Source organism: Corallococcus exiguus, assembly GCF_009909105.1.
Lineage (GTDB): Bacteria > Myxococcota > Myxococcia > Myxococcales > Myxococcaceae > Corallococcus > Corallococcus exiguus.
Window position 1 is genome coordinate 353234 of sequence record NZ_JAAAPK010000010.1, and the last position, 14965, is coordinate 368198.

Genomic DNA, 14965 nt, shown 5'->3' on the forward strand with positions numbered 1-14965 from the left:
CGGCCCCGGTGCGTCAGGTCACGGCTGGCCGGTGGTGGCGAGCGGGGCGATGGTGGCCTTCGCGTCGTCCAGCTTCACGTTCACGGCCTTGGCCAGGCGCGTGCCGTAGTCCGCGTTGGCCGCGTAGAAGTGGCCCACCATGCGCGCCTTGACCTTCGCGTCGCGCACCTGGCCCAGGTCGCCGGCCAGGTTCTGGATGAGCCGATCCTTGCCGACCGCGTCGAGCGCCGTCCAGAAGGCGCCCGCCTGCGCGAAGTTGTCTGTCTTCGCGATGGGGCGCTGCTGCGTGGTGCCGGTGAGCGGCGCGTTGGAGAAGAGGGCGGAGGGCGTGTCCTGCGTCTCACGCGTGATGCTGGGCTCGTAGTTCACGTCCGACTTCGTGTTGCCGCTGTTCATCGCGCCGGCCTGGCTGTTGTTCTCCACCGCGGCGCGCGCGCGGTTCACCGGCAGCGACAGGTAGTTGGCGCCCAGGCGGTAGCGCTGCGTGTCCGCGTAGGAGAAGAGGCGGCCCTGCAGCAGCCGGTCCTCGGACGGCTCGATGCCCGGCGGCATCACGCCTGGGGAGAAGGCGGACTGCTCCGTCTCCTCGAAGAAGTTGTCCGGCATCTTGTTGAGGGTGAACCTGCCCAGCTTCACCGGAGGCAGCTTGTCCTTGGGCCACTCCTTGGTGGCGTCCAGCGGATCGAACGTGAAGCCGTCCAGGTCCTTGGGATCCAGCACCTGCACGCTCAGCTCCCACGAGGGGAACTTGCCGGCCTGGATGTTCGTGTAGAGGTCGTGCGTGGCGTGCTGGAAGTCCTCGCCGCCCAGCTTCGTGGCCTCCTCCACGGTGAGGCCCTTCACGCCCTGCTGCGACTTCCAGTTGAACTTGACGTACTTCACCTGGCCCTTGGCGTTGACGAACTTGAACGCGTGCACGCCGTTGCCGTCCATCTGCCGGTAGCTCGCCGGGATGCCCAGCTCCGTATAGAGCTGGGTGAGCATGTGCGTGGATTCCGGCTGGTGACTGAAGAAGTCGAAGAAGCGGTTCGGGTCCTGCCGGTTGGTGATTGGGGACGGCTTCAGCGAGTGCACCATGTCCGGGAACTTGATGGCGTCGCGGATGAAGAAGATGGGCAGGTTGTTGCCGACCAGGTCCCAGTTGCCCTCGTCCGTGAAGAACTTCAGCGCGAAGCCGCGCGGGTCGCGCAGCGTCTCCGGTGAGCCGCTGGGGTGGATGACCGTGGAGAAGCGCACGAACATCGGCGTCTTCTTGCCCTTCTGGGAGAAGACGGACGCGCGCGTGAGGTTGGAGAAGTCGCCGTAGCTCTCGAAGGAGCCGTACGCGCCCACGCCGCGCGCGTGCACCACGCGCTCCGGGATGCGCTCACGGTCGAAGCGCGCGAGCTTCTCGATGAGGGCGAAGTCCTCCAGGAGGATGCCGCCCCGCGGGCCGGCCGTCTTGGAGCTCTGGTTCGTGCCCAGCGGCGCGCCCGAGTCGGTGGTGATGGGCGGGGGATTGCCGGCGGCGAGGACGGGGGCGCCAGACAGCAGGACGGCGAGCATCAACGAGCGTCGGTTCAAGGGGAACTCCTTGGGTTACGGGGGAACCGGGCCACCCCTAGAGCACGCCTCGTGCCGAACGTTCACCTCCTGTAGTTTCAATGGTTTGAGTGCGGAGGTCTCAGCCGGATCACCGGCATTTCGGTGTTTGAACCGAAATGGCGGTGGCATTGATCACCGCTTTATCGGTGTTCAAGCGTGCAGTGACATTTCGGTGAGAAGGCTTTTGTGTGATGCGTCTCGCCATTCAAGAGGCGCGGTGCGGCATCGTTTGCTGGCGGTGCGGGTGCCGCGTTCTTGAGCCGAAGGACGCGGGGCTCGGGTAGGGTGCGCGCATGTCAGGCCCGTTCATCGACGACGCGCGGATTGCCGAGGCGCGCAAGCTGGCGGACGAGATCGTCAATCCGATCTTCGACCTCATCCAACGCAACACCACTGTTTCCAATGAGCGCACCGTCTTGCGCTTCTTTGGCATTTCCGGCGCGGGTACGCGTGGCGTACCCCTGGCCAACCTCATGGTGGACAAGCTGCAGTCCGCCGGAGTGCTCAACCGGGGCGCCGCGTATTGGTACGGCCGCGCGCTTCAGCTGGGCGCCAGCAGTCCACTGGACGCCGTGGAGCGCATCACCGCGCTGCCCACGGACAAGCTGGGCGCGCTGTCTCCAGAGATGGAATCCAACCTGCGGGACGCCGTGCGCGAGGAGGCCCGCGCGGCGATGGCGGAGCTGAAGTCCCGCATCGCCCAGCGCAACGCCCTGCGCGAGCAGTTCCCCATGTCGCCCGCGCCGCACAAGTACGTCATCGTCGCCACCGGCAACATCTACGACGACGTGGACCAGGCGCGCGCGGCGGCGCAGGCGGGCGCGGACGTCATCGCGGTCATCCGCTCCACGGCGCAGTCGCTGCTGGACTACGTGCCGCACGGCGCGACGACGGAGGGCTACGGCGGCACCTACGCCACCCAGGAGAACTTCCGCGTGATGCGCGAGGCCCTGGATGACGAGAGCCGCAAGCTCAAGCGCTACATCCAGCTGACCAACTACTCATCCGGCCTGTGCATGTCGGAGATCGCCTTCTGCGCGGCGTACGAGCGGCTGGACATGCTCCTCAACGACGCGATGTACGGCATCCTCTTCCGCGACATCAACATGCGGCGGACGTTCATCGACCAGTACTTCAGCCGCCGCATCTGCGCCCTGGCCGGCATCATCATCAACACCGGCGAGGACAACTACATCACCACCGCGGACGCCTACGACGCGGCCCACACCGTCATCGCCAGCCAGTTCATCAACGAGTGCTTCGCCAAGCGCGCGGGCCTCAAGGACTGGCAGCTGGGCATCGGGCACTCGTACGAAATCGACCCGTACCGGGACGACACGCTGCTGCTGGAGCTGTCGCAGGCGATGCTGGTGCGCCGCTGCTTCCCGGACGCGCCGCTCAAGTACATGCCGCCCACGAAGCACAAGGAGACGGACATCTTCTTCAGCCACGCGTACGACGTGATGGCGGACCTGGTGGCCATCTGGACGCGGCAGGGCATCCAACTCTTGGGCATGATGACGGAGGCCATGCACACGCCGCTGCTCGCGGACCGGTACGTGGCGCTCAAGTCCGCGTCGTACATCCACCGCGCGGCGCGGGGCATCGACGAGGAGTTCACCGTTCGCGAGGACGGGAAGATCGCCAACCGCGCGCGGGAGGTCTTCGCCAAGGCGGAGGAGCTGCTGCGCGAGTGCCACACCGAGGGCATGGTGGCGGCCATCGGCAAGGGGCGCTTCGGCGACGTGAAGCGCGAGGAGACCGGTGGCAAGGGCCTGGACGGCGTGCTGGAGAAGGCGCCGGATTACTTCAATCCGTTCCTGGAAATGCTGGAGGCGTCATGATCCTGAGTACCTTTGTTGCCGTGATGGTGGCCGCGGGCGGCAGCGCGGATGCGTTGAGCAGCGTCACGGTGAAGAACATCGCGCTGAAGGCCCCGGCGGCGTGGACGCGCTCCAGCGTGGACGGCTCGGAGAAGTTCCTGGCGCCCTCTGGCGACGCGTACTTCATGGTGGACGTGGGCACGGTGCAGACCGCGGGCATGAAGGCGGAGCTGTGCCGCACGAAGATCCTCGCGAACATGGGCGGCGACAGCTGGACGATGCTGAAGGTCGGCGGCCAGCCGGCGGCCACGAAGATGGACACGGACGCGGCGCCGGACGGCAGCGGCAACGTGGACACCGTGACGTACGTGGGCTGCAACGGGAAGACGACCTGGTCGGTGGTCTTCTACATGGAGCAGGGCAAGAAGGACCGTTTCGCCGCGGTGGCCGAGAAGGTGGGCACCAGCGTGTCGTTCACGCCGCCCAAGGGCAAGAAGGGCTAGTTCGATGGTGAAGCCGAGCAAGCAGATCATCCGCCCCTACGGCGACCGTCGCGACGACGGCATGGTGCAACTGTCGTTCACGCTGCCGGTGCCGCTGTCGGAGAAGGCCAAGGAGGCCGCCGCCCAGTTCACGAAGAAGATGGGCTTCACGGACGTGAAGGTGGCCGCCGCCGAGCGCGCGGCGGACCAGTACACGTTCTTCGTCGTCTACGCCCGCTCCAACGTGACGCTGGACTACGCGGAGATCGACGTGCCGGAGGTGGTGGTGCGCAAGATGGGGTTCAACGACCTCAACGCGCTCATCAAGGAGAAGGTGCGCCGGCGCATCGTCGTCTTCGGTGCGTGCACGGGCACGGACACGCACACGGTGGGTATCGACGCCATCCTGAACATGAAGGGCTACGCGGGCGACTACGGCCTGGAGCGCTACCCCGGCTTCGAGGCGTTCAACCTGGGCAGCCAGGTGCCCAACGAGGACCTGATCAAGAAGGCCACCGCGAAGCACGCGGACGCCATCCTGGTGTCCCAGGTCGTCACGCAGCGCGACGTGCACAAGGACAACTCGCGCCAGTTCATCGACGCGGCGAAGGCGGCGGGCATCCACGGCAAGACGCTGCTGCTGCTGGGCGGGCCGCGCGTGGACCACAAGCTGGCGCTGGAGCTGGGCTTCGACGCGGGCTTCGGGGCGGGCACCAAGCCGTCCGACGTGGCGAACTACATCGTGCACGCGGTGATGAAGAAAGAGGGCACGGAGTCCGCGGACTCCCACTACCAGGGGGAACCCACGTGAGCACTGGCACCAAGGCGGTACTGCGGCTGCGCATGGGCAGCCACGACGCGCACTACGGCGGCAACCTGGTGGACGGGGCGCGGATGCTCGGTCTGTTCGGGGACGTGGCCACGGAGCTGTGCATCCGCTCGGACGGGGACGAGGGCCTGTTCCGCGCCTACGACTCCGTGGAGTTCCTGGCCCCGGTGTACGCGGGCGACTTCATCGAGGCGGAGGGCGAGATCATCAGCGAGGGCAACACGTCGCGGAAGATGCGCTTCGAGGCTCGCAAGGTCATCAAGCCCCGGACGGACGTGAATGACTCGGCGGCGGACGTACTGCCAGAGGCGGTGGTGGTGTGCCGCGCTTCGGGCACCTGCGTCGTTCCGAAGGACAAGCAGCGGGTGAAGCGATGAGCAGGCCCATGGTCCTCACCGCCGCCCTGGTGGGTGCGGAGACGACGCGCGAGCAGACGCCGTACCTGCCCATCACCGCGGAGGAGATCGCGGAGGATGCGGCGAAGTGCCGCGAGGCCGGCGCGGCGATGGTGCACATCCACGTGCGCACGGCGGAGGGCAAGCCGTCGCAGGACGCGGAGCTGTTCCGCGCGGCCATCCGAGCCATCCGCAAGCGCACGGACGTGCTCGTCCAGGTGTCCACGGGCGGCGCGGTGGGCATGGGCGTGGACGAGCGGTGCGGCGGGCTCACGCTCACGGGAGCGGACAAGCCGGACATGGCCACGCTCACCACGGGCACGGTGAACTTCGGGGAAGAGGTGTTCTGGAATCCCCGGCCGCTGGTGCGCGACATCGCGAAGCGCATCAAGGGCATTGGCCTCAAGCCGGAGCTGGAGTGCTTCGACGTCGGGATGATCGACGAGGCGCGCTACCTGGCGAAGGAGGGGCTGGTGGAGTTGCCGGCGCACTTCGACTTCGTGCTGGGCGTGCCGGGCACGCTGCAGGCGCGGCCAGAGGTGCTGGACTTCATGATCGCCTCGCTGCCGGAGGGGAGCTCCTGGACGGTGGCGGGCGTGGGGCGCCAGCAGCTCCCGTTCGTGGAAGAGGCCGCGAAGCGCGGCGGCAACGCGCGCGTGGGCCTGGAGGACAACATCTACCTGTCCAAGGGCGTGCTCGCGAAGGGCAACTTCGAACTGGTGGCGGAGGCCGCGAAGCGGGCCCGTGCCGCCGGCCGTGAGATTGCCTCCCCCGAGCAGGCCCGGCAGCTGCTGCGCCTGGGCTGAGGTTTCACGCGCGGAGCCATCACGTGAGGCCCGGGAGCGGAACCGCCCCGGGCCTTCTTGTTTCGTCTCAGTGATGCTCGAACGCGGTGCGGCCTCCCGGCTGCTTACGCGGCCCAGGCCCAGCCGACATGGCCGTCCGGGCGCACCAGCAGGCCGCCCACACCTTCGAAGTCCGCGCGTCCCAGGCGACCGCGCAGCGTCGTCACCTGGGAGGGCCAGCCGGGTTCCCAGCGGGGCAGGGGGCGTGCGTCGTCCTCGCCCAGACCCAGCAGCAGCCACCGGCCCGGATGCAGTGCCGCGTAGAGCCGCGCGTCCGTGCCGAGCTCCACGTCGCTCAGGCGTCGGCCGCACCACTCGGACAGCAGCGGTGAGGGTGTCTGGGGCGCGGGCACGTCCAGCGGCGCGTAGCCCACGTCGAGCGCCCCGATGTTGTCCGCGAGCTGGCGGTTCAGCCGCGGCTCACGGAGCAATCCGCTCAGCAACTCGCGCAGCGCCAGTGTCTCCCGTGTGGCGCCCATGAGGGCGGTCTGCGCCAGCGTGTTGTGGATCAGCGCTTCACCCACGGGACGGCGCTCGCGCGAGTAGCTGTCGAGCAGTGCCTCCGGCGCACCGTCCTTCACCACCGCCGCGAGCTTCCATCCCAGGTTCATCGCGTCTTGAAGGCCGACGTTGAGCCCCTGGCCCCCCGCCGGAAAGTGGATGTGCGCGGCGTCGCCCGCGAGCAGCACGCGTCCCTCGCGGTAACGCTCCGCGAGCCGCGTCTCGTTGCCGAAGCGGGACAGCCACCGGGGCTCACGCATGCCGAAGTCAGAGCCCGCGATGCGCAGCGTGCTCTCCCGCAGTTCCTCCAGCGTGACGGGTTCGCGCACCGGCGCCTTCTCGCGGAGCGGATCATTCACGACGATGCGGTGGACGCCCGGCGACATGGGCACCACCATCACGCCGCCCCGCTCGTTCGAGATGCCGAGGGCGGGCTGGGCCGGCGGTGCGCCCAACGTCACGTCGCCCAACACCGACGTGCGCGTCACGTCCGTCCCCGGGAACGGGATGCCCGAAAGCCTCCGCACCGCGCTCCGGGCTCCGTCCGCGCCCACCATGAAGCGCGCCCGGATGCGGAACGTGCCCGCGTCCGTGGAGCCCTCCAGGTCCACGCCCTCGTCGTCCTGTCGCAGGGCCTCCACCGTGTGGCCGCGCCGCACGGCCACGCCCAGCTCGCGCGCCCGTTCCTCCAGCAGGGCCTCCGTCACAGCCTGCGGAAGGAACAGCGTGTAGGGGAAGCGCGTGTCCAGGACGCTGAAGTCCAGGCGCGTGTCGAGCATCGCGAAGTGGCCGGTGGGCAGCGGCCGTCCCCGCTCCAGGAACCGGCCCTCCAGCCCTCGCAGCGCCAGCACCTCCAGCGAACGCGGATGCAGCGTCAGCGCCCGGGACTCGCGCACGGCCTCCACGCGCCGCTCGAACAGCTCCACCCGAACGCCCGCCAGCGCCAGCTCGCACGCGAGCCACAGCCCGGTGGGACCTCCTCCCACCACCGCCACATCAAGGACCTCCGCCATGACCGACCTCCCGCCCGAAGGCGTTAAACTAACGTTGTTAGGGATCGACTAACGGCGTTAGATTGTCAAGCCAGCGAGGGGCAGCGCGGGTATGCGAATCCAGCGGGAGCAGGTGGTGGCGGCGGCGTGGACGCTGCTGGACGAGCACGGCCTGGAGGGCCTCACGATGCGCGTCCTGGCGAAGGCGCTCTCCATCCAGGCCCCGTCGCTGTACTGGCACTTCCCGGGCAAGCAGGCCCTGCTGGACGCGATGGCGGACACGCTGGTGCGCGACGTGGCGCGGACGCTGACGCCGGAGTCACCGTGGGAGCCGGTGGTGCGCACCGTGGCGGAGGAGCTGCGGCGCGCGTTCCTGGCCCACCGGGACGGCGCCCGCGTCTACGCAGGCACCATCGTGGTGTCCGAGCACACGCTGCGCGTCTCCGACACGGTCATCGGCGCGCTGACACGGGCGGGGTTCGACTCGCGAGCGGCGGGCTGGGCGGCCTTCACCGTGCTCGACTACGTGCTCGGCTTCACCATCGAGGAGCAGGGCTTCACCGCGCAGGACGCCGAAGCGAAGGAGCGGGAAGGGGCGCTGCGTCAGCTCGCCTCCGCGCGCTATCCGCACGCGGCCGGCGCGGTGGACGCCATCCTGGACCGCGACTTCGAGCGCCGGTTCGCCTTCGGGCTGGACCTGCTCGTCGCGGGCATCCGCTCGCGGCTGTCCACGCCGTAGCGCGTCGCTGTCAGGTTCCCGCCGCGCATTTCGTCCCGCTGCCCGGCACGCAGCGCACCCGCCGACACCGCCCCTACGTCCCGGCTGTCCGCGCCGGATGGCTCGGGCATCATGCCGCGCATTCCTCCCGCTCTGACGGGAGCCCACGAGGAGTCGCGCAGCGATGGACACGGGACTGCAGGGCAAGGGCGTGCTGGTGACGGGCGGCGCGGGCGGCATCGGCTCCGCGCTGGTGCGGGCGTTCGCGGGCGAGGGCTCGAAGGTCGCGGTGCACTACCATCGCAGCCAGGAGAAGGCGGCGGCGCTCGCGCGCGAGGTGGGCGGCGCGGCCGTGCGCGCGGACCTCACGGTGGAGGCGGACGTGGACGCGCTGGTGCCCCAGGCGGTGAAGGACCTGGGCCGGCTGGACGTGCTGGTGTGCAACACCGGTGTGTATCCCGCGCCCGATGAGCCGCTGTGGCGGATGTCGCTGGAGCGCTGGCGGCGCACGCTGGCGCAGAACCTGGACAGCGTGTTCTTGAGCTGCCGCGCGTTCCTGCGCCACGTGGAGACCACGGGCACGGGCACCATCGTCATCATCAGCTCCACGGCGGGCCTCTTCGGTGAGGCGGGCCACACGGACTACGCGGCGGCGAAGGGCGCGCTGGCGGCGGGCTTCGTGAAGAGCCTGAAGAACGAACTGCACCGCATCGCGCCCATGGGCCGCGTCAACGTGGTGTGCCCGGGCTGGACGGAAGTGGATCGCAACCGCGACAAGCTGGGTGACCCGAAGTTCGTCGGCCGCGTCACGCGGACGATGCCGTTGCGCAAGGTGGGGCAGCCGGAGGACGTGGCGCGCGTCGTGGTGACGCTTGCGTCGGATCGCATCTCCGGACACGTGACGGGCGAGGTCGTCACCGTGGCCGGGGGCATGGAAGGACGGGTGCTGCATGAAGACTGACCTGGACGTGCGGACGTACAACCGCGAGGCGTGGAACGGCGAGGTGGGACGCGGCAACCGATGGACGCTGCCGGTGGCTCCGGAGGTCATCGCCGCCGCGCGACGGGGCGACTGGAGCGTGGTGCTCACCCCGACGAAGCCCGTGCCTCGCGCGTGGTTCGGGGACCTGAAGGGCAAGGACGTGCTGGGCCTGGCGAGCGCGGGCGGCCAGCAGTGTCCGGTGCTCGCGGCGGCGGGCGCGAACGTCACCGTGTTCGACAACTCGCCCGCGCAGCTGGCGCAGGACCGCAACGTGGCCGAGCGCGAGGGACTCACCCTCCAGTACGTGGAGGGCGACATGCGCGACCTGTCCGCGTTCGCCGACGGGAGCTTCGACCTCATCTTCCACCCGTGCTCCAACTGCTTCGCGGAGGAGATTCTCCCGGTGTGGCGCGAGGCCTTCCGCGTGCTGCGTCCTGGGGGCGTGCTCCTGTCGGGCATCTGCAACCCGGTGCGCTACCTCTTCGACCCGGTGGACGAGGAGAAGGGCGTGATGCGGCTCAAGTACACGATGCCGTACTCGGACTTCACCAGCCTCACCGTCGAGGAGCGCCGCCGCTACACCGACAAGGATGAGCCCATGGTCGTGGGCCATTCGCTGGAGGAGCAGCTGGGCGGACAGATGGAGGCGGGCTTCGTGCTCACGAACCTGTTCGAGGACAAGTACGAAGGGGGAAAGGACCTGCTCTCCACGTTCCTGCCCACCTTCATGGCCACGCGTGCCCTGAAGCCTGAATCGCGTTCGTGACACAGAAGGGCGTTGCACCTGGCCGCCGCGAAAGCCTACAGGTGAGATGTCCGGGTCCTCCCGGGCATCCCCCCATTCGTAGGAGTCGTCCATGAAGGTGTCGCTGCGTCTTTCCGCGGTCGTGATGCTGGGTGTTTCGCTGCTGGGCCTGGGCTGTGAGGGTGCGGACGCGAGGGACCCGCTGCAGGCCATCGAGGCGGGCGCGCAGGTGAAGGTGGATCCCGCGCTGGCGGAGGTGAAGCAGGGCGCCGTGGGTGACACGCTGATGCGCTGCACGCAGCCGCAGGATGGCAGCTACCTGGAGGTGGTCCAGACCGCCACGGGCTACGAGGCGGCCACGGTGGTGGAGGCCTATGACCCCTGGGACTGCCGTTGCACGTATGAGCAGCGCACGGTGCTGGGTCAGTACACGCAGTGCCGCCGCTCCACGGTGGATCCGCGCATCATGAACTGCTACCGCGTCGAGCCCGGTGGCTCGATTGGCAAGGTGGTGCTGTCCACCACGCGCGTGCAGCGCACGCAGATGGTCATCGGCAGCACGCAGACGGTGTCGTACACGGACCTGAGCATCGCGGCCATCAACCAGGACCCGGGCCACACGCCTCGCCAGGACTTCACCTACGGCCTGGCGGACTGCCAGTAGCCGGCGGTTTTCCGGAGGTGATTTAACCTTCGGCGGGCTCCGGGGTTTTGAGTGTCAGAGCGCGACGGGAAGCAGGCTGCACGGCTGCTCCCGGAGCGTTTTGACCTGAACCCGGAGTCCACACACCATGTCGCTCAAGTCCATGCTTCGCGGTACCGCCGTCGCCACGTTGCTCCTCGCCGTGCCCGTGCTCGCCCAGACGGCCGCGCCGTCCGACTCCAACGCCAAGGCCGGGCAGTGCGAGGGCCGCCGGAGCAAGCACGGCGGCGGGGGCCACAAGTTCGGCCGCATGGATCACCGGCTGGACAAGCAGGTCGCCGAAGGGCGCCTGACGCAGGCCCAGGCGGACGGCTTCAAGGCGGAGGCCAAGCAGCTCCACGAGGAGATGAAGGCCGCCCGCGCCTCCAACAACGGCCAGGTGGACGAGTCCACGCGCGCGCAGTTCAAGGAGCGCCGCAAGGCGCTGAAGGAGAAGATCAAGGCGGCGCTGGCGCCCACGCAGCAGGGCGCCTGAGGTCCCACCGTGATTGGGGAACGTGACGCGAGGGCCCCGGCCGGCACAGACTGACCGGGCCCTTACGTCCGCGGGAGTCCCCATGCTTCGCAGTCTCCTCGTTGCCCTCGTCGCACTGACCGCCGGCTGCCGCGCGCACTCCAGCGCGACCCAGGCGGAAGCGGCGCAGGCCCCGGTGGGCACGCCGGACGCGGCGGAGTCTCCGGTGGAGCTGGTGGCGGACAAGGAGCTCCAGCGCGTGCAGAAGCGCGCGCAGTACATCGTCGAATCGGAGAAGGGCACCACCAGCGCCACGGACCTGCTGCAGGCGCGTCCGGACGTGGACCGCTCGCGGGTGAACGGGGTCTTCACCGTGCCGCGCGGCAACGCCTGGTACTCCGTCTTCGGCCGCTTCAATCCGCAGGACGTGTTCGTTCCCGCGTACGCGTACCGCGCGCCCATCGAGTTCTCCGGCGAGATGGAGGACTTCCCCGTCGAGTCCCTGCCCGAAGGCATGGACGCCCTGGCCCGCGCAGCGAGCGCCGCCTGCGAGCGCGTCTACCAGGTGCACGGCCGCAAGCAGCTCAAGCCCGTCGTGCTGGAGGAGGACGACGGCATCACCGTCTACGTGCTCCAGGGCTTCGACGACTCGAACCTGTACCTGCTGGGCGGCGACTTCCGCTTCCGCTTCAGCAAGGACGGCCGCCAGAAGCTCCAGGAGCTGCCCCTGCACCAGGGGCTCATCCCCGTGTCGGTCGCGCCGGACGCGGACGGCGAGCGGCCCCAGTTCTCCGCGCACGCGCACGTGCTTTTCCCGGGGCCGCTGGAGACGGAACTCGCGCTGGTGATGCTCCATCCCGCGCTGGGCGGCCTCTTCGTGGGCGTGGAAGACCAGGACCGCGTCTACGCGCTGTCGCCGGATGGCACCATCCGCGAGGTGCGCCTGAGCCGCGAGGAGGTCCTGCGTGAGCTGCGGCCGGACGGCACCTTCGCACCGCCCGAGGAGCTGAACGTCGCACCGGAGCCCGGCGCGGACGTGGTGCTCTGAACAGCTCCTGGCTCCGCAGTGTTGAGCTTCGTTCACGTCCTTCCCGGCGGTCCGTCATTGCCAGGGGGCGGAGTGCTTGAGTTCGCGCCCTCACGACAGGAGGACACGGATGGCCTTGCAGAACGACTACCAGGACGTGCTGGACGTGGCGAAGAACGTGGGCGCGAAGGTCGAAGCGCGCGAGGAGAACGGCAAGCTCGTCATCAAGGGCACCGTCGACCACGCCTTCGACCGCGATCGCATGTGGGATCAGATCAAGGCGAAGCACCCGAAGTGGAACGATGAAATCATGGTCATGCTCACCGTGACCCACGAGGAGCCCTACGGCGTGCACACCGTGAAGTCCGGCGACACGCTCAGCAAGCTGGCCAAGGACATCTACGGGGACATGAAGCTGTACACGAAGATCTTCGAGGCCAACAAGGATCAGCTCAAGGACCCGGACCACATCAAGGTGGGCCAGGTGCTCAAGCTGCCGCCGAAGACCATCGCCAACCGCGCCTGAGCTTCAGCGCTCCCGCTTGCCGGTGGACCGCTGCTTCGCGGCCCACCGGCCCGGTGGCTCAAGGGCAGTACGGGCACTCCACCGTCGCTTCGAGCGAGTCGTAGACGAGGCAGTTCTGGTCCGCGGCGCTGTCGTTCTTCTGCTGGCAGCGGTAGTTCCACACGGAAGCGCACTGCGTGTAGACCTGCGCGTCGCCGGTGGGCCCCTGGTAGGTGGACGTGCAGGTGCCGCCCGAGCTTCCACCCGACACGGTGCAGCTGTTGGGGTCGGTGTTGCTCGTGCACTTGAGGCTGGAGCAGTTGGTGCCGTTGCCCATCCACTTGCCCGAACAGCTGGAGGCCGAGGTGCGCTGATCACAGAGCACGCGGTTCAGGTTCGAATCGTAGTAGGCGCACGCGCCGTTGCCGCTGCCGCCACCGCCACCGCCGCCACCACCGCCGGAAGGCGTTCCCCAGCTCCAGTCGGGCGTCCTCGGCTCGGAGAAGCTGTTCAGCAACACCTCTCCGTCAGAGAAGCCCACGTCCTCGCACGAGTCGCCGTCGAAGTAGCCGCAGTAGTCCCAGCCGTCGCACCAGAAGTCGCGGCACTCGTCTTCGGTGTCCTCATTGCAGAAATAGATGGACGAGCCATGGACGCAGGCGCCCTGAGTGGGGAAGCACCCGGGCATCACGAGGCCCACGGCGAGGGACAGGAGGACAGCGGACACAACGCCCGTGAGCGGACGAGGAGATGGGGTCATGCCGCCGGAATGTAGCGTCAATCGGATGCGGGATTCAGCAGCCGCGATGCACCGGAGGACTAGATGCCCCGCAGGCGCGCGGCCCATGCCAGGTACGCGCCGCGCGGATCCACGAGCGGATCCCGGAAGAGGGCGCGGATGTCGGCGATGTCCACCTGACCGGCGTCGAAGGCCCGGTAGAGGCTGTCCCCCAGGAGGTAGCCGAGCGCGTGGCTGACGCCGTGGAACAGGCGGTCGCGGCGCAGGGGGAGGAGCTTCACGGCCTCGTCGGGGGCCTCGGACTCCGTGGCCTTGTGGGCGAGGACGAAGGCGGCGATCTGCCGCTCCAGGCCCCGGGCCTCGCCGAAGCGCTTCGCCCACTCCGTGACGTTGGGGCAGGTGCGGCGCGGGTTGATCAGCTTGGAGCCGAAGAAGCCCAGGGCCTCTTCCAGACAGCGTGCGTAGAAGGCCTCGGACGCGCCGCGCGGGGCGTCCATGGCGTCGCCCACGGCGCAGTGGCGCACGAAGTGGGCGGCCTCCTCCGCGGCGTGGTTCAGGGACAGTGACGCGAGGTAGGCCGTGCGCGCGCGCGGGATGTAGCCGCTCTCACGCGACAGGATGTGCTTGCGCAGCTGGGACAGCTCCGCCTGCGTGAAGCGGCCGCGTCGGCGGATGCGGGCGAGCACGTCGCCATCCGCCGCCGTCGTCACCTCCACCGAGTCCAGTTCGCGGCCCACGGACACGCCCGCGAGCCCCCCGATGAGCTCCGCCATGTCCCGGAAGCGCTCCGCGGCGCTGCGGTCCAACAGGGGCGCGTCGTCGCCTTCGGCCTCCAGGTAGTCCAGGAAGCTCTGCTGGCAGAGGACGGGCGAGGCGTTCATCAGACACAGCGCGCCGTCCGCCAGCTCCACGGCCTCCGCGCTTCCCAGCCGGCCCTCGCGCGCGAGGCGCCACCAGAGGCCTTCGGCGTTCTGGTACACGACAAGGCCGCGGCGCGGATGGGTGTCTCCCAACGCGCGCTCCACCTGCGCGGGCAGGTGGCAGGGCGCTGCGTGGAACTGGCCCACCAGCACCATCACCAGCGGGACATCCTCCGCGCGGGCCACGCGGGCGATGCGCTCCGCGGCGAAGGCGTCGCGCAGCGCGAGCGAACGCTCTCCCTGGGCCCGCCGGTCGATGGCGACCACCTGGAGCTTGAGGCGCTTCGCGAAGGCCAGCACGGCGCGGATGCCGGCGCCGGGACCGAAGCCCGGAGTAGGGCCATGGCCCAGCCGGGACATCAGGGTGCGCTCTGGCAGGCGTCCCGCGAGGTACGCGTCGAGGGCGGCCTGATGACGGCCCTCCACGCACTCGAGCGCCAGCACGACGCGGCGGCCGGAGGCGAGGGCGCGTTCGGCGAGGTCCAGGTAGGTCTGCTGGGCGAGCGGCAGCGTGTGGTAGTCGCCGACGTAGACGAGGTCCGACGCCGCGATGCGCTGGTGCACGTGGGTCAGGGAGACCACGCTCTGGTAGGTGCTCGTGCGCCGGCGGTACCGGGCCTCGTAGGCGCGGAAGGCTTCGGTGCGGCCTTCGACCACCCGGGCGATCTGGGCGCGTTGGCGGCGGAAGAGGGCGAGGTGAAGGGCAAGCGACGCGCGCATG

The 14965-nt window shown here is 69.1% G+C and carries 16 protein-coding genes; 12 read left to right on the top strand and 4 right to left on the bottom strand.

The window, feature by feature from the left end; all coding sequences use genetic code 11:
- Window positions 1-18: 18 nt before the first annotated feature.
- Window positions 19-1563, bottom strand: a complete 1545-nt coding sequence (locus GTZ93_RS32390; RefSeq protein ID WP_139919118.1) for a catalase — start codon at window positions 1561-1563, stop codon at window positions 19-21.
- A 314-nt stretch (window positions 1564-1877) separates the two neighbouring features.
- Between GTZ93_RS32390 and kamD the strand changes: the two genes are divergently transcribed.
- Genes kamD through kce form a run of 5 tightly spaced genes read left to right on the top strand, consistent with a single transcriptional unit; the run spans window position 1878 to window position 5919 of the window.
- Window positions 1878-3428: a lysine 5,6-aminomutase subunit alpha gene (gene kamD / locus GTZ93_RS32395; protein WP_120562677.1), complete on the top strand. Its 1551-nt coding sequence runs from the start codon at window positions 1878-1880 to the stop codon at window positions 3426-3428.
- Complete coding sequence (locus tag GTZ93_RS32400) at window positions 3425-3910, top strand: hypothetical protein (protein ID WP_120574363.1); 486 nt, start codon at window positions 3425-3427, stop codon at window positions 3908-3910. Before kamD ends, GTZ93_RS32400 begins: the two co-directional genes overlap by 4 nt.
- 4 nt (window positions 3911-3914) lie before the next feature.
- Window positions 3915-4700, top strand: coding sequence for a lysine 5,6-aminomutase subunit beta (kamE, locus tag GTZ93_RS32405; RefSeq protein ID WP_120574362.1), 786 nt, complete (start codon window positions 3915-3917; stop codon window positions 4698-4700).
- Window positions 4697-5095 (top strand): 3-aminobutyryl-CoA ammonia lyase, encoded by a 399-nt coding sequence (gene kal / locus GTZ93_RS32410; RefSeq protein ID WP_199733715.1) that lies wholly within the window; start codon window positions 4697-4699, stop codon window positions 5093-5095. Before kamE ends, kal begins: the two co-directional genes overlap by 4 nt.
- Window positions 5092-5919, top strand: a complete 828-nt coding sequence (kce, locus tag GTZ93_RS32415) for a 3-keto-5-aminohexanoate cleavage enzyme (RefSeq protein ID WP_139919119.1) — start codon at window positions 5092-5094, stop codon at window positions 5917-5919. The genes kal and kce overlap by 4 nt, the downstream gene beginning before the upstream one ends.
- Window positions 5920-6023: 104 nt before the next feature.
- Here kce and GTZ93_RS32420 read toward each other — a convergent pair whose 3' ends face one another.
- Window positions 6024-7472: an FAD-dependent monooxygenase gene (locus GTZ93_RS32420; RefSeq protein ID WP_139919120.1), complete on the bottom strand. Its 1449-nt coding sequence runs from the start codon at window positions 7470-7472 to the stop codon at window positions 6024-6026.
- A 91-nt stretch (window positions 7473-7563) separates the two neighbouring features.
- Between GTZ93_RS32420 and GTZ93_RS32425 the strand changes: the two genes are divergently transcribed.
- The 7 genes from GTZ93_RS32425 to GTZ93_RS32455 all read left to right on the top strand — a co-directional run bounded on the left by GTZ93_RS32425 (window position 7564) and on the right by GTZ93_RS32455 (window position 12606).
- The gene (locus GTZ93_RS32425) at window positions 7564-8190 is read left to right on the top strand and encodes a TetR/AcrR family transcriptional regulator C-terminal domain-containing protein (RefSeq protein ID WP_139919121.1); all 627 of its coding nucleotides are present in this window, start codon (window positions 7564-7566) and stop codon (window positions 8188-8190) included.
- A 163-nt stretch (window positions 8191-8353) separates the two neighbouring features.
- Window positions 8354-9130: an SDR family NAD(P)-dependent oxidoreductase gene (locus tag GTZ93_RS32430; RefSeq protein WP_121776759.1), complete on the top strand. Its 777-nt coding sequence runs from the start codon at window positions 8354-8356 to the stop codon at window positions 9128-9130.
- Window positions 9120-9917 (top strand): class I SAM-dependent methyltransferase, encoded by a 798-nt coding sequence (locus GTZ93_RS32435; protein ID WP_139919122.1) that lies wholly within the window; start codon window positions 9120-9122, stop codon window positions 9915-9917. The genes GTZ93_RS32430 and GTZ93_RS32435 overlap by 11 nt, the downstream gene beginning before the upstream one ends.
- 91 nt (window positions 9918-10008) lie before the next feature.
- Window positions 10009-10560, top strand: a complete 552-nt coding sequence (locus GTZ93_RS32440; RefSeq protein WP_139919123.1) for a hypothetical protein — start codon at window positions 10009-10011, stop codon at window positions 10558-10560.
- Window positions 10561-10687: 127 nt separating this feature from the next.
- Window positions 10688-11074: a hypothetical protein gene (locus tag GTZ93_RS32445; protein ID WP_139919124.1), complete on the top strand. Its 387-nt coding sequence runs from the start codon at window positions 10688-10690 to the stop codon at window positions 11072-11074.
- An 82-nt stretch (window positions 11075-11156) separates the two neighbouring features.
- On the top strand, window positions 11157-12101 hold the full coding sequence (locus tag GTZ93_RS32450; protein WP_139919125.1) for a hypothetical protein: 945 nt from the start codon (window positions 11157-11159) through the stop codon (window positions 12099-12101).
- Window positions 12102-12210: 109 nt separating this feature from the next.
- Window positions 12211-12606: a LysM peptidoglycan-binding domain-containing protein gene (locus tag GTZ93_RS32455; RefSeq protein ID WP_139919126.1), complete on the top strand. Its 396-nt coding sequence runs from the start codon at window positions 12211-12213 to the stop codon at window positions 12604-12606.
- Window positions 12607-12664: 58 nt separating this feature from the next.
- Here the strand turns inward: GTZ93_RS32455 and GTZ93_RS32460 are convergent, their stop codons facing one another.
- Window positions 12665-13345: a hypothetical protein gene (locus GTZ93_RS32460; protein ID WP_139919127.1), complete on the bottom strand. Its 681-nt coding sequence runs from the start codon at window positions 13343-13345 to the stop codon at window positions 12665-12667.
- Between the two features lie 59 nt (window positions 13346-13404).
- Complete coding sequence (locus tag GTZ93_RS32465; RefSeq protein ID WP_139919128.1) at window positions 13405-14964, bottom strand: ChaN family lipoprotein; 1560 nt, start codon at window positions 14962-14964, stop codon at window positions 13405-13407.
- Window position 14965 lies beyond the last annotated feature (1 nt).